The organism is Streptomyces akebiae (assembly GCF_019599145.1).
In the GTDB taxonomy this organism is placed as follows: domain Bacteria; phylum Actinomycetota; class Actinomycetes; order Streptomycetales; family Streptomycetaceae; genus Streptomyces; species Streptomyces akebiae.
The window spans coordinates 10,220,624-10,243,094 of the sequence record NZ_CP080647.1; the positions used below are offsets into that span (position 1 = coordinate 10,220,624).

A 22,471-nucleotide genomic window follows, 5' to 3' on the forward strand; every position below is an offset into this window, starting at 1 on the left:
ACACCACCCCCACCCTTGCCTCCTCCGAGGAGCTCCGCTGCGAGCGGCCTTCACGCCGTCGCGGCCGGGCCCGATCGTGGAATCAGGCCGCGACGAGTTCCTGCTCGCGGTCCGGGGTCTCGACCTTGGGCTTCTTGTTCGGCAGGGAGAGCCGGAAGACCTTGTGCCACGCGGAGAACACCTGCTTGGGCAGCGGCCCGGTGACGTACTCCAGCTCGTACTTCTCGAACAACGCGCGCACCTTCACCGCGACCTCGGCGTACCGGTTGCTCGGCAGGTCCGGGAACAGGTGGTGCTCGATCTGGTGCGACAGGTTGCCGGTCATGAAGTGCATGGCCTTGCTGCCGCTGATGTTCGCCGAGCCCATCATCTGGCGCAGGTACCACTGGCCGCGGGTCTCGCCCTTGATCGACCGGCGCTCGAAGACCTGCACGCCCTCGGGGAAGTGCCCGCACATGATCACCGAGTGGGTCCAGAGGTTGCGGACCAGGTTCGCGGTGAACGTGGCGGCGAGCGTGGTGAGGAACGACGGGCCCGACAACAGCGGGTGGATCACGTAGTCCTTGAGCACCTGCTTGCGGATCTTGCGGCCCACGGCCCTGGCCCGCGCGCGGAACTCCGGGTTCTTGCGGCGGCGCTTGTGAAGGTTCTTGCCGAGTTCCAGGTCGTACGCGGCGATGCCGTACTCGAAGAAGCAGGCGTTGATGAAGTTCCACAGCGGCTGGCCGAGGTGGAACGGGTGCCACCGCTGGTCCTCGTCGACGCGCATGATGCCGTAGCCGAGGTCGTTGTCCTTGCCGATCACGTTGGTGTACGTGTGGTGCAGCTCGTTGTGCGAGTGCTTCCACTGGTCGGCCGGCGAGACGTGATCCCACTCCCAGGTGGTGGAGTGGATCTTCGGGTCCCGCATCCAGTCCCACTGGCCGTGCAGGATGTTGTGGCCGATCTCCATGTTGTCCATGATCTTCGCCACGGACAGACCGGCGGTGCCGATCAGCCACGCGGGCGGGAAGATCGAGAACAGCAGCACGCCCCTGCTGACCAGCTCGAGCTTGCGCTGCGCCGAGATGACCTTGCGGATGTAGGCGGCGTCCTTCTCGCCGCGGTCGGCGAGAACCTCGTCGCGGATCGCGTCCAGCTCGCGGCCGAGCTCCTCGATCTGCTCCGCGGTCAGGTGGGCGGTGGGGTCGATGGCGGTCAAGGTGCTCCTACCGTTCGATGTCGCAGGGGCCCGCCGCGGCGGACACGCAGGTCTGGATGAGGACGCCAGGCTCGGCCTCGGTGATCTCGCCGGTGCGCAGGTCGCGGACGGCGCCCGCCTTGAGCGGCGTGACGCAGCCGAAGCAGATGCCCATGCGGCACCCGGACGGCATGAGCACGCCGGCCTCCTCGCCGACGTCCAGCAACGGCGTCGCGCCGTCCGCGTCGGCGGTCTTGCCGGTGGTGCTGAACGTGACCTCGCCACCGTCGCCGACGGCGACGATGCTGGGGCGGAAGCGCTCGGTGTGCAGGCGCTCTCGGACACCGTGCGCGGTCCAGTGCTCCTCGGCGGCGTCGAGCAGGCCCGCGGGCCCGCAGGCCCAGGTCTCTCGCTCGGCCCAGTCGGGCACGAGTTCGTCGAGACGGGAGATGTCGAGCATGCCGTCCGTGTCGGTGTGCAGCTCGGTGAGACGCAGCTTCTTGTCCGCGACCAGGCGGTGCAGATCGTCGCGGAAGATCACGTCTTGCGGCTGTGGCGCGGAGTGGACCATGACGACGTCGTCGAACTCGGTGTCGCGCAGCATGCCCATCACAGGCGTGATGCCGCTGCCCGCCGTCAGATAGAGCACCTTGGCGGGCTTGGCCGCCGGCAGCACGAAGTCACCGGTCGCCTGGTCGAGCTGGATCAGCGTGCCCGGTTTCGCCCTGCGGACCAGATGGTTGCTGACCTTGCCGCCCGGGATCGCCTTCACGGTGATCGAGACGCGGCCGTCCTGGCGGTGTGTCGGCGAGGTGAGCGAGTAGGCACGCCACAGGCGCACCCCGTCGACGTCGACCCCGACCCGCACGTACTGACCGGCTGTGTGGCCGCGCCAGCCCCGTCCCGGCCTGATCACGATGGTCGCGGCGTCACGCGTCTCGGGGTGCACGGCCTCGATGCGCCCCCGCAGGTCGGCGCCCGCACGCAGCGGGCTGACCAGGTCGAGGTAGTCCGACGGCAGCAGCGGCGTCGTGACCATCTCCAGCATTTTCCACGCCCTGCTGCGGAGGGCTGCACTCGTCATGACTCCAGCTTGATGCGCCTCAGGGCGTAAAGTCCTGTCCGCAGGACGTGAATCTGATCGGCTGAATTGTTCGCAGGGAACAAAATATGAGCCATGTGATCCGGAGGGCCACCGAACTGGCCCTGGATGAGACGACGGTCGCCGCGCTTCGGGCCGCGCTGAGGACCACCGCCGACGAGGTCGTCCAGGCGATCATCGATGAGGTCCCTCCTTACGCCAACGCCCTGTCGGGCCGCATGGGCGGCACCATCCGCCGAGCCGTCCGCACCGCCCTGGGGCACTACCTGGACGTGGCGAGCGGGAACGCCTCGGGCGGCGACGCCGGTGACGCGGCCTACGAGCTGGGCCGCGGCGAGGTGCGCGACGGCCGTTCGATGGACGCCCTGCTCAGCGCCTACCGCGTCGGCGCCCGCGTGGCCTGGCGATGCCTGGCCGCGGGCGCCGTACCCGCGGGTCTGCCCGCCGCCGAGGTCGCCAAGTTCGCCGAGCTGACCTTCGCCTACATCGACGAGCTCTCCGCCGCGAGCGCCGCGGGCCACGCCGACGAACTGGCCGCCCGGGGCCGGGTGCATGAGCGCCACCTGGAACAACTGGTCCGCGACCTCCTCACCGGCGCGAGCCCGGACGTGCTGCAGGCCTCTGTCCAACGGGCAGGGTGGCAGCCTCCGGTCTCGCTGACCGCGGTCCTGCTGCCCGCCGCCCAGGCCCGGCCCGCCTACCGCGTGCTCGACCCGAGCACCCTCGTCCTCGACGATCTGCCGGACTCCTTGGGCGTGCTGCTCGTCCCCGATGCCGACCGATCACATCTGTTGAGGCAACTGGCCGACCGGACAGCCGTGGTCGGCCCGGCCCGGCCATGGACTCGCGCGTCCGCCTCGTACGCACGAGCCGTACGCGCGCGCTCCCTCTCCTCCGACATTCGCGACACCGAGGAGCACCTGCCCGAGCTGGTACTGAGCGCCGACCGGGACGCGCTCGCGGACCTGCGCGCCCGAGCCCTCGCGCCGCTGCGGACCCTGCCTGCCGCGACCGCGCGGCGGCTGGAGGAGACCTTGCGGGCGTGGCTGCTGCACCAGGGCAGGCGGGACGAGGTGGCGGCGGCGTTGTTCGTCCATCCCCAGACCGTCCGCTACCGGATGTCGCAGCTGCGGGAGCTGTTTCCGGACCTCGGGTCGCCGCACCGGGTTCTTGAACTGACGCTGGCGGTCGGTCTTCGGGACGGCTGACACGTTCTACGCCCTTCTGCGGCCCGGCTGCCTCCTCCCGTCGGCCTGGCTCTCCGGGGCGGGGCGGACAGCCCGAGGGCTACTGTCACCGCCAGATGCTGGGACGCGATCCGCACCCTCGTCCCAGGGAGTCTCGCCGCGCTGCCACGCCTGGTCGCGCTCGCCCGGAGCGAAACGCAAGCGCTGGAGACGGCCGGGGCGGTCGTGCGCAGCGCGCGATGACGGACGACCAGGGCGATCGCATGTTCGTGGAGAGCCCCGACGCCATCGCGGAGCCTCGGGAGCTGGTGGATCAGCGTCTCCCAACGCGCCCGGCCGACTACATACGGGGCTTTCGCACCCTCCTCGCGATCGAGGGGCCATTGGGGGATACGGGTACTACTCGGCCTCTCGGTACTGGGACGCGGGCGATGTCGACCGGCGCGACTCGCGGCCGGCGTCCGATGCGGAGGTCGACGGCACGGGGCGGTGGATGTACGACCCCGCGGTCCGTGACGGCCGGGGCCGACTGGCCGAGGCGATCACGTATCTCATGGGCCGCGCGGAGTGTCGCGTTGTGTCAGTGTGTTCCGCATGGCGGACGAGTACGCAGCCGCCGACCTCCCCCGTTGTCTTCTGTTCGAAGCTGCGGGCCCCCGCTGTTCCGCGACGACGAGCCGCTGAACGGGCGGCCTGCCGACCGCTCCTAGTCGGCGATGTACCGGAACTCCGGTCCGTAGGTCCTGCCGTCACCGCCGGGGATTTCGCGGATCATCAGGGCCCGAGCCGGTCCCTTGAGACCGACCATCTTGAAGACGGCTTCGTCGAGGAGGCCGGTCGCCGTGTCCGGGTCGTTCGCCTGCCAGGCGTCCTCCAGCAGGTCCAGCATCCGGCTGTACGCCTGGTTGCCCTGGTCCAGCAGGGCCTGTGTCTCGGCGTCGGGGGTCGGCTGCCCCGGCGCTCCCCAGCCGCCGTCGGGCACCGTGCCCATCGGGCGGGTGCCGGGCATCGCGATGACGTCTCCGGTGAACTCCCATCGGTCCGGGTCCTCGGCGACCCTGACCAGCTTGCGACCGCGGAAGAGTTCCCGGAAGACGTAGAAGTGGGCGAGCTCGTCGGTCACGCCGGGGTGCGGGTTCTCGGGCGAGGCGGCGGTGCCCTCGCCCTGCTCCTTGATCACCTCGATGGCCGCCTCGACGTCGGCGAGCGAGTTGAGTGCCACGAGGCTGTTTCCCGCGCCATGGTGCTGCATGTTCCGTTCGAGCTGGTGAGCCCCGGTGATCAGCTCCGCGTGATCCTGGAACGCCTCCAGGATCGCGGTGTAGAACGCGCCGATGGAGGTGTGCGACCGGGCCTCCGCGATCGGGTCGTCGGGCTCCTCGATCTGCGCGAACAGAGCCAGGGACTCCTTCGACAGCCCGCTCAGGCAGACGTTCAGCGACGGGCGTACGCCGCCGGGCAGCGGACCGGGGTACTTCGGCACCGTGTGCGCGTCGCCGAGGCGGGGGACTCCGCCGATGGTGGTGAGCATGTTCCCGGCGAGGCCGAGGTGGGACATCTCGTCGAAGACGATCCGCTTGAAAGCCTTCAACACATCCCCGCTCTGGGGCTCGATGGACCACATCGCGGACAAGTACGGGGGAAGTGTGGTGAGTTCCAGCATCATCGCCTGCTGAAGCGATTCCTTCAGCCAGTCGGCGTCGCGGCGCTCGGCGGGCTCCTCCATCAGTTCGACGATCCGGTTGCTCCGGTATTCGAGAAGCGACGTCATGGAAAGCCCCTTTCGCTCCGCATTTGCGCCTTTTGTCCATGGTAAGGGTGGGCCTCCGGGCGAGCTGAGCGGACGGCTCCAGGCCCAGATCGTCCCGGAGCAGCGGCCGGTACCGCGCCCGAGCTGCGACTCAAAGTTGGCGGAGGCTCACCGCCCGCGACCTGTCAGTACGGCTGCGCAGTTGGAAACCGGAGGCGATGACTCCGGCTTCCGCCGCGGCTCCCACTCCCGTTCAGTCAACCCGTGACGACGCCGAAAGCATCGCTGCCCTCGTCGAGGCCCTCGTCGAGCAGGTCGGAGAAGCTGAATAGTCCGGTGGGATCGCTGTTGTTGATGGGGTAACGGGCGCCCATCTGGTACAGGCCCGTCGGGCCATGCATGGCGCCGCCGTAGCGGAACGGCTGAGGCGCCGCCTCCCTTGGCGTCGCTCGCGGCAGGCCGGCCGGGCCGGAGACGTAGGCGCGCTTGCCCGAGTCGTCGACCAGGCCCAGCACGTTGCCGGTGGCGTCGGTGAGACCTGACGGTGGTACTGCCTGACGGTCACGAGGACGCCGCAGCCGGCCGTGGGCCGTCGCGGCGTCCGCCGTAAGGAATGGTGATGCCTCCCTACCGGCCCGGCGTGTCTGGCAGCCCCGGCGCGTCCTCCGGCGCTGGATCGGGGTTGAAGGAGTGGTGGTAGCTCTCCGGCGGCGCGAGGTAGGTGACGGGCAGTCCGCCGGTGTCGATGACGATCTGGTCCACGGCGATCGCGGGATCGACCATGAAGAGCCGCAGGACGTGTTCGCCGGGTTCGGTGACGGTCACGGTGGTGGTCAGTTTCTCGATGCCGTCCTCGACGTTGCGGGCCCAGGCGTCGCCGCGGTTGCCCGTGGCGACGGCCTGTCCCGCCAGGACGGCGACCGGCTGGTCGTCGAGGGCCAGGGCGACCCGGCGACGGCCGCGTTCGTCGAGGGAGGGGAGCCGGAAGACGGTGACCCGGAAGTCCCCGGTGCCGGCGAAACGGACCCGGTAGCTCAACTCCGGTGCCCGAGTGGTGAGTTCCTCGGTGATCGGCGCCGCCGTCGAAGGCGCCGCCTCCATGGCGGCCGTACGGCGGCCGAGCCCGCGTACCGTCCGCCAACGGGCCCCGCCGCGCGCCACCCGGTGGTCGTAGTGCGCGGCGTCCATCGAGACATACCCATGGGCCTCGACGAACCCGCGCGCCCGCCGACGGGCCCGCCTCCCGTCGTTGAGCACCCGTAGGGGTACGTCGAAGCTGCTGCCTGCACCGGTGACGGTCACCGTCGCTTCGTGTGCGCCCTCGGGCACCCGCTCCCAGTCGATCTCCACCGACACCCGGGTCTGTTCGGTCATCGTGCCGCCGGAGGTGCTCAGCCGCACCCAGGGGTGGCTCGCCTCGGCGGCCCAGTCCAGAGGGAGAAAGCCGGTGTTGAAGACATCGACGAAGCGCCGGTCACGGGTGTAGGAGGAGAAGGACAGCGGCCGCCCGGTGCCGGTCTCGTTGCCCTCGGCCGCCACGCCCAGACCCGAGGTCTCCTTCCGGGCGACCCTGGTGACGCTCGGACGGCCCGGCGCCTTGGGGATCTGTGAGGGGTACGGGTTGACGATCCCGTTCCACTTTCCGCCGGCCACCTCGGTGTTGTAGCGCCTGGTGATCGCCGCCTCCTCGGCGTGGGCGGCGTCGGACAGGTCCGCGAAACGGTTCGCGCCCGCCCCGCGCCCCTGGCGGACCGCGAGTGCGTTGCGCTCCGCCCAGTAGAACTTCAGGTTCATCAAGTAGGCGCCGTGGACCGGGTATTCGACCAGTTCGTAGAAGGCGTCACGGTAGGCCTCCGGCAGCTTGGCGCCGAGCGCGCGGACCCGCTGAAGGAGGCGGTCGTACGCGGACATCCGGCGGCCCGCCTCGTCGCCGTGGTGGACCACGGAGAGCAGACCGCGGGCGACGAACTCCGGCCGCAGCTCCGCCGCGAGGCGGTAGTACTCGGTGCGGATCGCGGCGATCTCCGCGCCGTGGCGGCGTCCGAACTGCCGCCCGGCCCATTCGACGAGGAAGCCCTCCACCTCGCCGGCGTCCCACCGGTCCACGTCCCAGGCCATGTCCATGGAGAAGGACAGCCCGGTCTCGATCGACTTGATGTCTCCCACGTTGAAGATCCACATACGGTCGGCGCCGTGCTCGTACACCCGACGCAACTCCTGCCAGATCTTGGCGAGTTGGGTGGTGTCCAGCCACAGATAGCTCTTGGGGCGGCCCCAGTAGGAGAGGTGGTAGTAGATGCCGTTGCCGCCCGGTCGCCGCCGCTCCGCCTCGTCGGGGAGCTGGCGCATGTTGCCGTGGTTGTCGTCCGGCCAGATCAGCGTAACGTCGTCGGGCACCTGGACACCCGCGTTGTACAGGTCCAGGACCTCCTTGTACGGGATGAAGATCTGCGGTTCGGCCGCGGTGCCCACCTCCTCGGCCAGGAGGCGGCGCTGGTCCGCGATGATGTCGTTCATCACCACGACCTTCTCCGCGAGGGTGGTGGCGTGCTTCGTCTCCAGCGCGCTGTCGTGCAGACCGCGCATCCCCAGGGTCCAGCTGCTCTCGTAGCCGGCGTTCTGCCGCGCCCTCGCCCGCCAGTAGTCGGAGATGACGGCGGGGTTCACCGTGTAGTCGTACACCGGCAGGCTGCCGTCGGCGGCCGGGTGCTCCTTGGCCCAGGGGTCCCACTCGTGGACGCCGTTGCGCAGCATGGCCTCGGGATGGCTGGATCCGACGACGATGCCGTAGTGGTCGGCCAGTTCGGGGTTCGCGCGGTGTTTGTTGAAGAAGTCGGAGTACGGATGCATGGCGGGCCACAGGTAGTTGGCCTTGAGGCGGAGCAGCAGCTCGAAGACGCGTCGGTAGGTCTCGGGGCCGATGTGCTTGTCCGGTTCCTGCGTCCGGTGGGACCAGGTGGTGAGGTTCTGCTCGTCGTTGATGAAGATGCCCCGGTAGCGGACGGACGGTTCGTACCGCTTCCGCGTGCCCGACGGGACCGTCACCGTGTCGCGGCGTTCGACCGGAACGTCGGCCCACCAGTGCCACGGCGACACCCCGATGCGCTCCGAGGTGTCGTAGACGCCGTAGACGGTGCCGCGCCGGTCGCTGCCGGCGATCACCAGGGCGCGTTCCACGCCGGGCAGCGGGCGGTCCACGACCTGGGTCACGGACGCCTCCCAACGGCCCTTCACCCGGGAGACGTCCAGCCGCCGGTCCGCGATGAGCCGGTCGATGGCCGGGCTCGCGCCGATGGTGCCCACCAGGACAAGGAGTGAGGCTTCCTGGGGCGGGGTGCGCAGCAGTCGCGGACGCACCCCGCCGACCCGCTCCATGTCAGCCTGGAGGTCCCCGGCCGCGCGGGCCACGGCGGGATCGTCGGCCGGGTCGACGAACAGGTCGACGACCACGCCGTCCCGCAGCAGAGGGAAGCCGGCGACATCGTCCGACGAGGCGGCCCGGGCCGGCGAGGGCAGCACCCCGGGTAGCAGCGGGGCCACACCGACTGCCGCCATTCCCCGGAGGAACGACTTACGGGTCCACGCGGGCGACGGGCTCTGTGGTTCGTCGTGCGGCACGGGGCGCTGCCTTTCCGCGTCGGCACGGACCGACGCCACGTCCGGGTCGTCGGGCAGGGCTGACGCATGACTCGCTGGCGGTCGGCGGGGGAGCGGTGCAGTCGGCGCGGGGCGTGGGGCACGACCCGGTCAACGGTTGGCATGACCAGGCCAGAAAGCGCTTGCTGCGTACCCTAGGTCAGGCACGCGGACGCGTCCAGACGCGGGGAGCCTTCTCGCACGGCCGCCGTGGTACGCCGTCGCGGGAGGCGAGCACGCGGACCGTCTGTCGCCGATCTCGGGCTCGCCGCGCGGCACTTGCCCGCACTCGCGTGGCCGGCACGCGGGTCGGCAAGACGATGCGGCTGCTGCGCCAGCCACGGGAAACCGTGATCGTCACGCGGGCCTCGACCTCGACCGGCGCGCCATGGGGCGCCTCGACTGCGAACTCGGTGTCACCGGCTTCACCTTCCGCGCCCGCCGGGTCCGGGACGCAGACCCTGAAGACCGACGAGGCGGGGACCGCGGCGGAGCGGGACAAGGCCGTGAGCGACGGCGCGGCGAGTGCGGTGAGCTGGGCGGAATCCCGTACGGCTCAGGGCCAGGGCGAACACGACGTGGCCCGGTCGGTGCTGCACGACCAAAGTGTTCTGTCCGGGGAGATGAGCCACGTCCGGCTCTCTGCGGGGAGCGTGACGTTCCATGAGTCACACGGTGAGGCCTATTCCTCGTACAGCCTGGACACCGACGCGCACGGAACGTGGCTCGCGGAGACAGAGATCGCCAGAGCGATGTGCCTCGCGTTGCGCGATGCGGTTCTCGACGTCCACCCGGATCTGCCGTATCGCACCTACGTCACGGTGCGGGAGGAGCCGGGCCGCGCCCCGCAGGTGACGTGGCAGGAGGACTTCGTCGCAGACGAACGGTGTCGGCCGGCCGCCGAGGACGGCACAGCGCAGAGCGACGGCTCCGAAGCGGAGTCCGCTTGGCAGTTGGAGGAGAACGGCCTCGGGGAGGCGATGGTCCCCAGTACCGACCGCGACGCGATCCGGGTTGCGGACCGTGCCGCCAAGAAGGTCATCGAGCGGAGCAACGAGATGCGCCCGACGCTCGGCACCGGTCAGGTCCTCGGCCACGAAGAGATCAAGGTGGGCTTCGACCCTGCGAACTCGGCCATGTACGTGTGGTCGGACTACCGTTGGGGTACGGCCACCACGCTCGCCGACTGTCCCACCTGATCGAGAAAGGGAGAGGGCAGAGGTTGACCCTCGACATGGTCGAGGCACCAGAGTCCCGGGTGTGGAGAACGAGATGCGCAGCATTGGAGAAATGTCCCGGGACAGTGGGCTCGGGGTGAGCGCCCTGAGGTTCTACGACCGTGCCGGAGTGCTGGTCCCGGCCTGGGTGGACCCGGTGAGCGGGTACCGCTGGTACGAACCCGAGCAGCTCGAAGAGGCTCGGCTGCTGGCCCGGTTGCGTCGGGCGGGCATGCCGCTGGCCGACATCCGGCTCGTCCTGGCCGCCTGGGGCGGCGTGGACACCGAACTGGTGCGCGGTCTTCTTCAGGCGCACCTGCGCCGTCTCGAGCTGGGGCTGTCCGATGCCCGCAGTGAGTTCTCCACGCTCCGAGCCCTACTCGACCACAGGGAGACAGCCCCCATGACCTCGCTCCACACCGCCATCGCCCGGTTCTCCGTGCCCGCGCCGGAGTTGGCCGCCGCGTTGGACGCGGTCCGTTTCGCCGCCGGTACCGACGCGGAGCTGCCGATGCTCGGCGGGATCCTGTTCGACATCGAGGGAGAACTGCTGCGCCTCGTGGCCACCGATCGCTACCGAATGGCGGTCGCGCAGGCACGCACGACCGGGCACGGCGGACCTCGGACGCAGGTGGTCGTGCCTCTTCCGCTCGCCGACGCGATGCGGGCCCTGCTGACCGGCAATGAGCCCGCCCGGCTCATCGTGGACGGTGACCGCGTGACGCTCGAGGCCGGGGACAGGCAGACAGCCGGGCAGAGCCTCGGTGGCGAGTTCCCCGACTACCGTCGCCTCGTCCACCTCCCGGCCGGTCGCAGGGTCCGCGTCGGGACGCCGGCCTTCCGTCAGGCCCTCGAGACCGCCCCGGTCCGCGAGGGCGAGACGCGTGAGCAGGACGGCGAGCCGTACGACCTGAGCGTGCTCCGGGTGGCGGAGAACGGGACCGTGATCGTCTGCGACGACGGTGACGACGACCGGAACAACGTGGCCGTCAACCGCGAGTTCCTGCTGGACGCGCTCACCGCCGGGGCCCGGGACGAACTGATCCTGGAGGTGGGCGCGCCCACGGCGCCGCTCGCGATCCGTCGGCCCGACGACGAGCACGCCTTCTCGCTTCTGATGCCGGTCCGCTTGGAGGGCCAGGACTCGTAGTGCTTGGTCAGGTCGGTATCGCTGTAGGTATGTCGCGGTGGCAGGTGGGGCAGGCGCCGGTCCAGACCGCGAGGAGTAGCTGAAGTTCGCGGGCGACCTTGTGGAGGCTCAGGCCGGCGCCGTCTCTTTTGGGGACCGGGTGATGCGCTGGAGGGTGCAGAAGGCGTGGGCTGCGGAGACGAGGGTGACGTGGTGGTGCCAGCCTCTCCAGGTGCGGCCCTTGAAGTGGGCCAGGCCCAGGGCCTGCTTCATCTCGCGGTAGTCGTGCTCGATGCGCCGGCGCAGTTTCGCGGTGCGCACGAGGGTGGCCAGCGGGGTGTCGGCGGGCAGGCTGGTCAGCCAGAACTGCAAGGGTTCGGGCTCGGTGGCGGGCCATTCGGCCAGCAGCCGGCGCACGGGCAGTTCCGGTCCGTCGGTGTTCTTGCGGATCTCGCGTCCGGCGGGCCTGATCCGCAGGGCCACGAACCGCGAGTACATCCGCTTGACGCCGCTGCGGCCGCTGCCCGGGCGGGAGCCCTCCCGCCACTGCACCGGCTTCGCGGCCCGCTTGCCCGCCGCGATGACCAGCTTCTTCACGGCCTGGGCCGGCTCGGGGTAGACGGGCTGCGGCCGAGGCCCGCGACCGCCGTAGGGCGGGATGCGGGGCCTGGCTTCTTCCGGCTGGGCAGTGGTCGTGGTGGAGATGCCCACCACGTAGTCAAGGCCGCGTTCCTCCAGCCCGAGACGGAAGGCCGCGGCATCGCCGTAGCCGCCGTCGGCGACGACGAGAGGGACCTCGATGCTCCACGACCGCGTCTCGTCGATCATGTCCAGAGCCAGCTGCCACTTCTCGACATGGCCGACCTCTTCGGGGATGCCGCACTTCGTGCGCCGGGCCACCTTGGCCGGATCGGCCTTCGGCGAGGCGGGATCCCAGCTCTCCGGCAGGAACAAGCGCCAGCCGACGGCCGCCGAGGCGTCGTCGGAGGCCAGGTGCAGCGACACACCGGCCTGGCAGTTGGTGACCTTGCCGGCTGTGCCGGTGTACTGCCGGGCCACGCAGGCCGAAGCGTCCCCGTCCTTCAGAAAGCCGGTGTCATCGACGATCAGCGCGGTCGGCCTGATCACCTGCTGCATCCGCCAGGCCAGGCGAGCACGCACATGCGCCGCGTCCCACGGGCTGGTGTGATGAAGTGGGCCAGGGCAGGGGAAGGTCTCCGCCGGCGCCGGCACCGGCAAGAAGACCAAGAAGTACTGGCTCTACCGCGGCTTGGACGGTGACCGCACCTCCAAGACGGACCCGTCGGCGACCAAGAACGTCACGGTCGACAGCGGTGACGGCGGCGCGTACGCCGACCACGACTGGCTGTCCGGCAAGGTCCTGTCCACCTCGCTGCGCGACGACCAGGACGTCTCCCACGAACACACCTACCACTCGTACTGGTCCCACAACACCGCCCAGTACGACGGCCTGCCCAACGCCCGCTTCGTGACGCGAGTCCAAGACCGTCACCAACACCAAGATCAGCGGCGGCTGGCGCGAACGCACGGTGGAGAACGAGTGCGACAACTCCGAAGCCGCCTCCACCACCTTCGGCCTGCCCATGCGCACCGATGACTGGGGCCAGACGGATGTCTCCGACAACCGCTGCACCACCTACGGCCGCGCCTACAACACCGACCCCTACGGACGGGTCCCCATGCTTGGCATTGGCTGCGATACCTACGACCTCTTGCGCTCGATGCACGAGGGTGACACTGGAGACATCCTGGCCAGCGCCGTCGGATTCATTCCCGGCGGCGAAATAGCCAAGGCACCCAAGCAGGCGGAGAACATTATCGATGCACTGAAAGGCACTACGAAGAAGACCTGCAAAAACACTTTCCTCGCTGGTGCCGACGTTCGTATGGCCGACGGAACCACCAAGGACATCGAAGACGTCTAACCTGGCGACAAGGTCCAGGCGACCGACCCTGTAACAGGTCAAAATGGCCCCCGCGAAGTCACCCGACTCATCGTCACGCGGAACGAAAAGCACTTCAACGAACTGTTCATCGTCACCGACGGCGGCATCGAACAGCTCACAGCGACCCGCGGGCACCCCTTCTGGTCCCCGTCCGGGAAGAACTGGATCGAAGCCGGTAATCTCACATCCGGCATGACCCTGCTCGCCGGCAGCGGCGACACGGTTACCATTTCCGGGGACTGGGCGTACAGCGAGCTGGCCACCACCCACAACATCACCGTCAACTGTTTGCACGCGTACTATGTGCTGGCGGGCGAGACTCCAGTCCTGGTTCACAACAGCAACTGTGGTCCTGAGTTGTCCATCAGTGAGGGGCAGTTCGGGAAGAAGTGGGAAAGCAATCTCAGGACCACGGCCTCAACCCTGGCGATGCCGCCGAGGTTCGCGGGTGGCATGACGAAGTACGGCAGGGTCCGTGGAATCCGGCGAATGGCGGTGGAAGTGATTACTTCTTCTACCGCAGAGGGAACGGTTCCCTAGTGACGAAGGGTGATGGACAGTTCGTCACTATGTTCCCCATGGATAAACCGAATGGCTGGTTTCAACAGGCCACACCCTATTCGTGCGGATGTAAGAAATGACCGAGCGAAAAGCGTCGAACCTGCACCCCGGGCAGCGTGTGCGAGCTGCGTTTGGCGTCAAGTACCTCGCGGATGACGCCCAAAACGCCGCATCGGTCGAAGCCATGGAGTTCCTGCTGGATACGGGGCCTTCCATTCTCCTGTCGTGCGGCACAGGCTGGACTCTGAAGGTCTTTGAGGGCTCTGAAGGTCACTGGCCAGTGTTGCCCGCTTGGTGCTGGCCTGTCGAGTCATGGGCTTTCGAGGAGATAGGTGGGATGAGGACGGCCCAGCTCCTGGGCGCGTGGATAGCCTTCGAGGACGAGGCCGGGCAGGACCTGAATCCCGGCAAGGGCCGGACCTGGTCGCGGCGTGGCAGGACGCCGCTGGTCAAGGTGACGGGCAAGGGTTCGGGCCGGGTCCTGATGGCCGGGATGATCTGCGTCAGACCGGGCCGCGAGACCTGTCTGATCTACCGGACGCAGACGTACCGCGGCCGGACCGGCGAGAAGAAGGGCTTCCGGACCCGCGAGTTCGCAGACCTGCTCACCTCCGCCCGTCGGCAGCTCAGCGATGCTCCGCTGATCGTGGTGTGGGACAACGCCAGCACCCATCACGCCAAGTCCCTGCGGGAGTTCTGCGAACGCAACAGCCACTGGCTGACCATCGTCAAGCTCCCACCCTACGCACCCGACCTCAACCCCGTCGAAGGCGTATGTGCCCACCTGAAGAAGTCCCTGGCCAACCTCGCACCCCACACGGTCGAAGACCTCACCCCACTCGTGAAGAACCGACTACGCGACATCCAACGCCGACCCAAGATCCTCGACGGCTTCATCGCCGAGACCGGACTGGGAGTGCAGCCTCCGTAGCCCTGTCAGCCCACCCTTTCAACCTCAGCGGCAACTCGTACGAGATCCATGGCGATATCGCACACCCTCCGACCGCCGAGAGGGAAGGAGTGGGTGCAGCGGCGACACTCTGTCGAATCAGTAAACCGCTCCGGAGACGAAGTTCACGGTGACCTCCACCGGCTGGCCGGCTTTGATCGCGGCGGCCAACGGCGGCTGATCGTTTCAGTGGAAGCAACCAATTTTGTCACACGAATTCGCCCGTACGAGTGTCGTTTCCGTTGGTTCACCAGCACTTGCATGCCGAAGTCAGATACGGAGCAACATCCGTGCATGGAGAGTTCTGGATACGACGGAACGCCGTCGGCAGAGTCGATTTTGTCTGGCACTGAGGTCGTCTTCACGGCGGACTTCGCATCTACCCGTCAATGGGTGGCCGGGCGTTCGTGGGCATATCCGAACGGCGGACCGGTCAACCCCGGTGACAACAAGCTGGATCACCTGACGGCGGACCCCGCCTACAGCCGTTCGGGCATCTTCCGTGCCACCCGCCGCAAGGACGGCCGGTGGGACACGGGCCTACTGACCACGGAGGGGAGCGAGGAGGACTTCACCGTCCGCGCGGGGGATGTGCTAGAGGCACGGGTCAGGTTGCCGTACGAGGTCGGGGCATGGCCGGCTATCTGGACCTGGCGGGACGGCGACCAGGAGATCGACGTCTTCGAGTACCACCCCGACAACGCAGACCTCCTGGAGCTGACCAACCACGTTCGCGGCGGCAACTTCTACTACCGAGACTCCGCCATCGGCCCGGGCAGGTGGGTCGATCTTCGCGTCGAGTTCGGGCCGAGGTCCGTGATCTGGTGGGTGAACGGCAGCCGGGTGTTCGCCGACCGTCGAGGTGTGGGACGTTCCTGGCACGCCTACCTCATCGTCAATCTGTCTGTGTGCGCAGGCCGGTACCACCCCCCACCGGCTCCCCACATCAAGGAGATGTCGTACAAGGTCGAGCACCTCGCGGTGCGGCGGCCAGTAGGGGACGGTAAAACGTTCGGCTCTGGCCCGTAGTCGGTGGTGACGCCGAGTAGCCACTCTCGGTCATGATCTTGTGATGGATGTCAATCCCCTTGTCGGGACGGTGTTTTCCGGGTTGTCGGCGCTGGCCGTCGAGGACGTGGTGGACGGCCGAACCGCCTGCGAAGGCCGGTGGTCTGTTCGGTCGGCTGGCGCATCTGCTGGACGCGGTGGAGGACCTGGAGGCGGACGAGGCGTTCGGCGCGTTGAACCCGATCGCCGTGACCGGTGTGGACCGCGCCGAAGTGCGCCGACTCTGCGACGCTGCCGTCCATGGCGTGCAACTCACCCTGGCCGAAGTTGAGATTGTCCACCGGCACTCGCTACGGCCTGTACATCGATCCCAAGAGCGGCAACCAGGGCAGCACTCGCCAGGCATGGAACGATCGAGGGTTCGGACCTGCACGGGCCTTGACCCGGAATCTTGGACACGGGTTATGCGGCTGGGGCCAGGGTAGTTGCTGTTGAGTCGAGTGCTGTCTCGTAAGCGATGGGGCTACGTTGTCCGAGGCGGGAGTGACGGCGTCGGGTGTTGTAGCGGTTGAGCCAGCCGAACGCGTCGAGGCGGGCCTCGCGTTCGTTGGACCAGTGCTTGCGGCCCTGGAGCGTGTCGCGTTTGAACGTCGCATTGAAGGACTCGGCGAGTGCGTTGTCCGCGCTGGAGCCGATCGCGCTGATGGACTGGCGGACGCCGGCCTGGCGGCAGGCGTCGGCGAAGGCCCGGCTGGTGTACTGGGCTCCGTGGTCGGTGTGCAGGATCGCCCCGGCGAGGCTGCCGCGGGTCCGTTCGGCGGCGGCCAGGGCGTCGGTGACCAGGTCGGTGCGCATGTGGTCCGCGATCGCCCAGCCGGCCAGGCGGCGTGAGGCGAGGTCGATGACGGTGGCCAAATACAGGAACTTTTCGCCCTCCAGCGGGAGATAGGTGATGTCGCCGACGTACTTCGTGTTCGGCTCACTCGCAGTGGAGTCGCGGCCGATCAGGTCCGGGGCCTTTGCTGCGGCCGGGTCCGCGGTCGTGGTGCGGTGCCTGCGCCGCAGCCGCACTCCGGCCAGGCCGATGCTGCGCATCACCCGCGCGATGCGCTTGTGGTTGATTCGCTCGCCGTCGTGGCGGAGTTCAGCGGTGATCCTGGGGACGCCGTAGGTGCCGCCCGATTCATGGTGCACGGCCCGTATCCGGGTGGCGAGGCGGCCGTCGGCGGCCTGGCGGACGGCCCGGTTCTCAGCGGTCCGGCGCCAGTAGTAGAAGCTGGAGCGGGCGATGCCCAGGATGGTGCACAGCCGCTTCACGCCGTAACGGCGCTGGTGGTCGGCAATGAACTGGAAGCGGTTCACCAGCGCGTCTCCCCGGCGAAATACTTGGCCGCCTTGCGCAGGATCTCGCGTTCCTCCTCCAGCTCACGGACCTTCTGGCGCAGCGCGGCATTCTCCGCCTCCAACGGCGTCGGCGGCTCCGCCGGCACCTCCGCCCGGCGTCCCCGCGGCCGGCTCGCGCCAGCCGCCCGGACCCAGTTCCGCAAGGTTTCGGGGTTGATTCCCAGATCAGCGGCGACCTGCCGGATCGTCGCCTCGGGCCGCGACTGGTACAGCGCGACCGCGTCCGCCTTGAACTGCGGCGGATAGTTCTTCATGACTACGAGATGTCCGTTCTCAGATCCTCAGGATCCAGTGTCTCGTGTGTCCAAGATCAAGGGGAAGCTTCAGGTGCACGACGGTCTCCTGGCCAAGACCTTGCCCTCACCGTTCGCAAGCGAGAGCGCCCGCGGCTCGTCGGCGCTCGTGTCGCCGCGACGCGGCTTCCGCCGGCCCCGGCCGCCGTCAGTGTCGAACGCAAGGTCCCGACCGACGGCGTCGTGATGGTGGCCCGCCAACGCCTTCGCGTCGGACGCACCTACGCGGGCCAGATTGTCACCATCTACGTCGAGGACACCCACTTCCGCGTCACCTACGAAGGCGCCGAAATCTCCCTGCACGCTCGCAAAGACCAGCACCCAGTGACCCGTTGGAAAGCCAAGATCCACGCGCCGAAACTCTGAGCGCGCCAAGACTGCGTGTTCTACGTTGATCGACATGAGCGCCTCGGGCCGGGCCTACCGCTATGTCGGGCCGCACCATGTGATCGCTGCCGTCCAGTCAGCGGACAGTGGTGCCACGATCCGCATAGCCGCAGACTTCGCAGATTGGGTGGTAGCCCGGACCGCTGAGGAACTGGACGAGCCCTTCACCTTCGTCGTCGGCACGGACGGCGCTCTGCGACTAGCCCCACGCCGCAGCGAACACGTTGCCTGCGCGAGCGGCGATCGGGTGCTGAGCGCTGGCGAAATCAGCTTCTACACCGAGGCCGGACGCTGGACGGTGAACGAGGTCAGCAACCAGTCGACCGGCTACTGCCCGGACGTTGCCTCATGGCTGGCTGTCGCACAGGCACTGGATCAAGCCAGCCTCGACCACCCGGACTACTTCACACACGCAGTGGTTTTCCGCCGGTGTCCCACCTGCCAGGAGCACAACATCGTGCGAGAAGGCCACTTCGTCTGCGTCTTCTGCGACGCAGACCTACCCCGGCGATGGAACGTCGACCTGAACGCGGACGACCCAGACGGACCCTGATCTCGTCCACCACAGCACAGACTGCCACCGGTTCGGCCGACCGGCTCCGGACCGCGGCTGCCCGGCCATGTCCAGTAAGTCTTGAGCCTGTCAAGGATCTGATGAGTCAGAAATGTCAACTGAGTCCTGAGACCTCACACCACACCTGCTGGCCAAGACCGACCCCGGCTGCACGGCACGTTGATGCGTCTCAAGGTCGAGCGCCCGCCGGGCGACCGCGACCCGAAACCGGTCTGGCTGCGGTGCTCCGCCACCGCCGCGACACCGGTGGACGTGGACTGCTGGTGGCAGTCCTTCCTCCGCAGATTCGACCTGAAGGAGTACGGCCAGCCCGGCACGAACTGGTCCGTTTTGCGATCACCACGTCCGTAGACGTGGCAGACAGCCGGTCGTCGCTGGTCAGGGCATCGGGGCATCGGGGCGGAGCCAGTTGCTCACGTCCACGGCCAGCACGATCCGCCCGTCGGCCGCCCTCGGCGGCGGCGGCAGGCCGGCCAGCGTGCGGCGCAACCGCGCCGACTCCAGCCAACCGCGGTCCAAAGCCGCGTACAGCGCACCGTGCCCGCGCCGGTGCTCGACCGCCAGAGACAGCTCGACCAGTGTCTTCACCGGCCCGTCCGCGCACAGCACCGCGTCCGTGAGCTCGAAGAGCGCATCCGCGCGAGCGTAGAGGCATTCGTAGAACTCGACCCGAAAGCGGGACAACACGTCCAACGCCTCGCCTGCGGGCGCATCGACAGACAGACTCATACACAGCGGCGGTTGTCTTGTACTTCGTGACTCGACATCTCGAAGCGTGGAGAACGGCCGCCTCCGCTGTCCCGGAAAGAACCGCAGATCAGCAGGTCGGGTGACCTGCGACGTTAAACGCCAAGCTCAGAGGTCGTTCTCTTTCCGAACCTCAAGTGCGGTTTCTGCTGGTCAGGCATGAGATGGCGGCTGGCATGGAAGTCTCGCTCCGTCGCTGACCGGGGTGTCATGGGGGTGTCAGATGCCGTCGATGCGGACGGTTTTGGAGGCGCGGCAGAAGGCCGCGGCGGTGCGGGTGGAGGAACTCGAAGCCGAGCTGGAGCAATTGCGGGCGGCTCTGGCGGCGGCGGAAGAGGTGCTCCGGCATCGGGTGATCGGCCTGGAACAGCACCTGGAGGCGCTGGCCGAGGAGGATGCTCCCACCGTGGCCGTAGTGTTGCAGCAACGCCAGGCGTACCGGGCAATCGCGCCGATCAACACGATCGTCGTCAGCGGGATCGCCCTGTACGAAGAAGTACAGGAGGGCACGTTCTTCGGTCTGTCTCTGGGCGCCGACCAGGACCTCGTGCGCTTGGCCGATCCCGAGTACCACGTGCTCGACAGCCGGATCGGCCGCGCTCACCGGCGAATCCGAGCGTGGCGCGAGGGCCGAAGGCAGCCCGCTGGAAGGAGCGGCAGCCCGGGCCAGTAACTTGCTGGTCCGGGGGGACCGCTGCGCAACAACGAGCGGCACTTCACCGACGTGGAGCACATCCGGATCGTGCTGTAGCAGCCGAGTACCCACAAATCCGCCTCATCAGGCAGCGCCTGACCGCCATGATGACAGCGCTTCGCGGGCGGTCAGCGTGTCGGGGTGGTCGCCGCCCAGCAGCCGCTCGCGGTCTCCTACCAGCTGGCGGGGCGCACCCATGAGGCGATCGAGTTGCTGGAGCAGGTGGGAGCGGACCGCAAGCGGCTGCTGGGCGGCGACCACCGACGCCTGGCGGCAGTACACCGGCGCGATGCCTACACTCCGCGTCCGAATGCACCTGTACCGGCTGGAGACCCATTCCGCCGAAGCCGCGGCCGGAGGGCCGCGGCCGCCCGGTCGGCGAGCAGGACCACGAGCACCTCATGCGCTGGTGCCGTGAACTCGCCGCCGGGGCTGCCGCCGAGATCGAAAAGGGGCCGAAGAAACATCGACCGTACTCTCGCGCCTCTCACCCTCGCAGAAATCCGGAGATGCCTGGACGCTCTCCGTCCCGGCCCAGCGCGTCACGGGCATCCGGACCGCGCAGTGACCTGTCCCCCCCAGACGACGCCACCAAGCCATCGCCAAGCGCTGCGCGGTGAAGGCGTCGTGCTTCACCCGAACGGGACGGGCCGGGCCTGCCTCCGGGCCGGAGGTGAGGTGCCCCCGGCCGGGACGGGGGTTACCGTCCGGGCCGGGGGCAGGCGGTCAGTCGCCCAGGCTGGGCAGGAAGGAGACCATCCTGCTGCCACTCCGGGCGATCAGTACGTCCCCGTAGAGCAGGGCCTGGGGCATGGCCCCGTGTTTGCCGGCGTCGACGTGACCGCGCCAGATCCGCTCGCCCGTGTTCGCGTCGAGGCCGGACAGATCGCCGTCCGGGCCGAAGAAGTACACGACGTTCCGGTGCGGCGACACCACCGGTTTCGCCAGGTCGGGCCAGTTCGCTTCGCTGTCGGGCACCTTGATGCCGACCGGGACGGTCCACAGGGTCTTTCCTGTCGTGAGTGAGTAGGAGGACGCCTGGCCCGCACGGGACACGGAGATCAGACGGTCCCCGACGAGGGCCTTGGCGGCAGGCGTCCCCCGGACCGGGTAGGACAGCGGGGTCTGCCCGCCCGAGTTGTCGATGACGGTCAGCCTCTCGGTCCCCGCTTTCTGCTGCTCCGTCTCGAAGACCACGCTCGCCCGCTCCGGCATCCTGGTCAGGACGATCCGGTCCCCCAGGTCCCGACGATCTGCTGCCTGCCGGGCAGGGCCGTGACCTTGGTGGTCCGTCCGGTGGTCGGGTCGAGACGGAGGACGTCGGTCAGGCCGGGCTTCTTGGTCTCCGGCGAGCACAGCAGGTAGGGGACGCCGCTCAGCACCACCCGGTCGCACCAGATGCCCTTGCCCCAGCTGTGGCGCCACTTCACCTTGCCGGTCCGCGGATCGACGGCCGACAGCGTCCGGTCCTTCGGGGCGTTGGCCAGGACCGCGCCGTCGATGAGCAGGACGGCCTGGTCGTCGCGGTTGTCGCTCGCCAGCTCCACCGTCCACAGCACCTCGCCGCTGTCGGTGTCCACCGCCATCAGATCGGTGCCGGGAGCGTAGTTCCCGTCCTGCCCCTTCTCGGCGGTGTGGTTGCGGTAGCCGTAGAACACGCCGTCGCGCACGGCGACCGGATGGTCGGCCCCGAAGCCGCCGTCGCCGTTGACCTTGACCGTCCACAGCAGTTCGCCGGTGTTCGCGTCGAACTTCGCGGCGTCGTACTTGGACCCGGCGCAGTACAGCGCCGAGCCGTCCACCAGGCAGCCCCGCTCGACGGCGCCCCGCGCGTCGGTCCGCCACGGCTGCCAGCCCTCCGGCGACTGCGCCGGCCGCGCCGGCCGGTCCTGGTCGCTCACCCCGCCGCCCCCGAAACCGAACACTGCCCCCACGGTGATCGCGGCCACGGCCGCCGCCGTCCCCGCCACCTGCGAGAAGCGGCGCCGGGCGCGCCGCCGCATCACCCTCTCGACCAGGTCGCCGGGCGCCCGTACGCGGTCCAGGTCGACGGCGTGCAGCGTCTCCCGGACCTTCTGCTCCACCAGTTCCGTCGTCATCCCTGAGCCCCCTTCGGCGTAAAGCTGAGGTGCTGTGCCTGTTCGCCCGCGGGCCCGGCAGGCCCCAGTTCCGGTACGAGGGCCCGGAGTTTGGCGAGCGATCTGTGTGCCGTGCTGCGCACGGTGCCGACCGGGCACCTCAGCAGCGCCGCGACCTCGGCCTCCGGCAGGTCCTCGAAGTAGCGCAGGACGACCACGGCCCGCTGGCGCTTCGTCAGTCGCGCGAGCGCCGCCCACAGCGCGATCCGCAGCTCGGACTCCACCCCGGCGTCGGCGTCGGTGCCCGATTCGGGCAGTACGGGCACCGTCGTCTCCGCGCGGTGTCCGCGCAGCCGCCAGCGGTTGACCTGCTGGCGGTACATGACCTGCCGCACATACGCCTCGGGCTGCTCGATGCTCGACCAGCGTCCGTAGACCTTCATCAACGCGATCTGCAGCAGATCCTCGGCTCCATGCCGGTCACCACCCGTGAGCAGCACCGCGAGCCGCAGCAGCGCGGTGGAACGCATCGCTACGAACTCCCGGAACTCGTCGTGACTCGACGCTTTCATCAACCCTCCCCCTTCTCGGCACTCCTTACGACGTGC

Annotated in this window: 21 protein-coding genes and 3 pseudogenes; 11 read left to right on the forward strand and 13 right to left on the reverse strand. The window is 68.6% G+C overall.

From position 1 onward, the window contains the following. Positions 1-82: 82 nt before the first annotated feature. Together K1J60_RS44275 and K1J60_RS44280 are read right to left on the reverse strand one after the other, a co-directional pair. Positions 83-1,201 carry a fatty acid desaturase family protein gene (locus tag K1J60_RS44275; protein WP_220651173.1) on the reverse strand — a complete coding sequence of 373 codons (1,119 nt, stop codon included), beginning with the start codon at positions 1,199-1,201 and terminating at the stop codon, positions 83-85. Positions 1,202-1,208: 7 nt separating this feature from the next. Further along, a complete protein-coding gene (locus K1J60_RS44280) occupies positions 1,209-2,264 on the reverse strand; it encodes a ferredoxin reductase (RefSeq protein ID WP_220651174.1) in 1,056 nt (351 codons plus the stop codon). 86 nt (positions 2,265-2,350) lie between these two features. Here K1J60_RS44280 and K1J60_RS44285 point away from each other — a divergent pair, with 86 nt between their 5' ends. Next, positions 2,351-3,490, forward strand: coding sequence for a PucR family transcriptional regulator (locus tag K1J60_RS44285; RefSeq protein ID WP_220651175.1), 1,140 nt, complete (start codon positions 2,351-2,353; stop codon positions 3,488-3,490). A gap of 685 nt (positions 3,491-4,175) precedes the next feature. Here the strand turns inward: K1J60_RS44285 and K1J60_RS44290 are convergent. The 3 genes from K1J60_RS44290 to K1J60_RS44300 form a co-directional block, all read right to left on the reverse strand. Further along, complete coding sequence (locus tag K1J60_RS44290) at positions 4,176-5,240, reverse strand: ferritin-like domain-containing protein (protein ID WP_220651176.1); 1,065 nt, start codon at positions 5,238-5,240, stop codon at positions 4,176-4,178. Between the two features lie 236 nt (positions 5,241-5,476). Continuing rightward, entirely contained in the window at positions 5,477-5,734 is a 258-nt protein-coding gene (locus K1J60_RS44295) for a hypothetical protein (protein ID WP_220651177.1), read from the reverse strand. A 112-nt stretch (positions 5,735-5,846) separates the two neighbouring features. After that, positions 5,847-8,774 (reverse strand): glycosyl hydrolase 115 family protein, encoded by a 2,928-nt coding sequence (locus K1J60_RS44300; RefSeq protein ID WP_220651178.1) that lies wholly within the window; start codon positions 8,772-8,774, stop codon positions 5,847-5,849. A gap of 374 nt (positions 8,775-9,148) precedes the next feature. On the opposite strand from K1J60_RS44300, the gene K1J60_RS44305 reads away from it, so the two are divergent. Continuing rightward, positions 9,149-10,054 carry a hypothetical protein gene (locus K1J60_RS44305; RefSeq protein WP_220651179.1) on the forward strand — a complete coding sequence of 302 codons (906 nt, stop codon included), beginning with the start codon at positions 9,149-9,151 and terminating at the stop codon, positions 10,052-10,054. Between the two features lie 73 nt (positions 10,055-10,127). Next, positions 10,128-11,222: a DNA polymerase III subunit beta family protein gene (locus K1J60_RS44310; protein WP_220651180.1), complete on the forward strand. Its 1,095-nt coding sequence runs from the start codon at positions 10,128-10,130 to the stop codon at positions 11,220-11,222. A gap of 108 nt (positions 11,223-11,330) precedes the next feature. Here K1J60_RS44310 and K1J60_RS44315 read toward each other — a convergent pair. Then, positions 11,331-12,406 (reverse strand): annotated as a pseudogene (locus K1J60_RS44315) (IS701 family transposase); the annotation flags it as partial. 65 nt (positions 12,407-12,471) lie between these two features. On the opposite strand from K1J60_RS44315, the gene K1J60_RS44320 reads away from it, so the two are divergent. From K1J60_RS44320 to K1J60_RS44335, 5 genes and pseudogenes are all read left to right on the forward strand, one after another. Continuing rightward, positions 12,472-12,819: a hypothetical protein gene (locus K1J60_RS44320; protein ID WP_220651181.1), complete on the forward strand. Its 348-nt coding sequence runs from the start codon at positions 12,472-12,474 to the stop codon at positions 12,817-12,819. Next, positions 12,806-13,147 (forward strand): hypothetical protein, encoded by a 342-nt coding sequence (locus tag K1J60_RS47345; protein ID WP_398684200.1) that lies wholly within the window; start codon positions 12,806-12,808, stop codon positions 13,145-13,147. The genes K1J60_RS44320 and K1J60_RS47345 overlap by 14 nt, the downstream gene beginning before the upstream one ends. Positions 13,148-13,210: 63 nt before the next feature. Then, positions 13,211-13,708: pseudogene (locus tag K1J60_RS47350) on the forward strand (polymorphic toxin-type HINT domain-containing protein); the annotation flags it as partial. Between the two features lie 358 nt (positions 13,709-14,066). Then, positions 14,067-14,660 carry a transposase gene (locus tag K1J60_RS44330; RefSeq protein ID WP_220651182.1) on the forward strand — a complete coding sequence of 198 codons (594 nt, stop codon included), beginning with the start codon at positions 14,067-14,069 and terminating at the stop codon, positions 14,658-14,660. 312 nt (positions 14,661-14,972) lie between these two features. Next, on the forward strand, positions 14,973-15,707 hold the full coding sequence (locus tag K1J60_RS44335) for a LamG domain-containing protein (protein ID WP_220651183.1): 735 nt from the start codon (positions 14,973-14,975) through the stop codon (positions 15,705-15,707). A gap of 441 nt (positions 15,708-16,148) precedes the next feature. Here the strand turns inward: K1J60_RS44335 and K1J60_RS44340 are convergent. Beyond that, a protein-coding gene (locus K1J60_RS44340; protein WP_220651184.1) for an IS3 family transposase occupies positions 16,149-17,344 on the reverse strand; the annotation gives its coding sequence in 2 pieces (ribosomal slippage) (positions 16,149-17,059 and positions 17,059-17,344; 1,197 coding nt in all). A 69-nt stretch (positions 17,345-17,413) separates the two neighbouring features. After that, positions 17,414-17,785, reverse strand: coding sequence for a hypothetical protein (locus K1J60_RS44345; RefSeq protein ID WP_220651185.1), 372 nt, complete (start codon positions 17,783-17,785; stop codon positions 17,414-17,416). Here K1J60_RS44345 and K1J60_RS44350 point away from each other — a divergent pair. Both K1J60_RS44350 and K1J60_RS44355 read left to right on the forward strand, forming a co-directional pair. Beyond that, positions 17,784-18,323: a hypothetical protein gene (locus K1J60_RS44350; protein WP_220651186.1), complete on the forward strand. Its 540-nt coding sequence runs from the start codon at positions 17,784-17,786 to the stop codon at positions 18,321-18,323. The genes K1J60_RS44345 and K1J60_RS44350 overlap by 2 nt on opposite strands. A 183-nt stretch (positions 18,324-18,506) precedes the next feature. After that, positions 18,507-18,695: a hypothetical protein gene (locus K1J60_RS44355; protein WP_220651187.1), complete on the forward strand. Its 189-nt coding sequence runs from the start codon at positions 18,507-18,509 to the stop codon at positions 18,693-18,695. Here K1J60_RS44355 and K1J60_RS44360 read toward each other — a convergent pair. Beyond that, positions 18,638-19,073 (reverse strand): annotated as a pseudogene (locus tag K1J60_RS44360) (transposase); the annotation flags it as partial. The gene K1J60_RS44355 and the pseudogene K1J60_RS44360 sit on opposite strands and share 58 nt — an antisense overlap. Before the next feature lie 250 nt (positions 19,074-19,323). On the opposite strand from K1J60_RS44360, the gene K1J60_RS46585 reads away from it, so the two are divergent. After that, on the forward strand, positions 19,324-19,764 hold the full coding sequence (locus tag K1J60_RS46585) for a hypothetical protein (RefSeq protein WP_259408384.1): 441 nt from the start codon (positions 19,324-19,326) through the stop codon (positions 19,762-19,764). Between the two features lie 105 nt (positions 19,765-19,869). Here the strand turns inward: K1J60_RS46585 and K1J60_RS44375 are convergent, their stop codons facing one another. The 4 genes from K1J60_RS44375 to K1J60_RS44385 form a co-directional block, all read right to left on the reverse strand. Beyond that, positions 19,870-20,067, reverse strand: coding sequence for a hypothetical protein (locus K1J60_RS44375; RefSeq protein ID WP_220651188.1), 198 nt, complete (start codon positions 20,065-20,067; stop codon positions 19,870-19,872). A gap of 444 nt (positions 20,068-20,511) precedes the next feature. Then, a complete protein-coding gene (locus K1J60_RS46590; RefSeq protein ID WP_259408207.1) occupies positions 20,512-21,000 on the reverse strand; it encodes a PQQ-like beta-propeller repeat protein in 489 nt (162 codons plus the stop codon). A gap of 5 nt (positions 21,001-21,005) precedes the next feature. Beyond that, positions 21,006-21,884 (reverse strand): outer membrane protein assembly factor BamB family protein, encoded by an 879-nt coding sequence (locus tag K1J60_RS46595; protein ID WP_259408208.1) that lies wholly within the window; start codon positions 21,882-21,884, stop codon positions 21,006-21,008. Continuing rightward, on the reverse strand, positions 21,881-22,435 hold the full coding sequence (locus tag K1J60_RS44385) for a SigE family RNA polymerase sigma factor (protein WP_220644299.1): 555 nt from the start codon (positions 22,433-22,435) through the stop codon (positions 21,881-21,883). The genes K1J60_RS46595 and K1J60_RS44385 overlap by 4 nt, the downstream gene beginning before the upstream one ends. Positions 22,436-22,471: the final 36 nt, after the last annotated feature.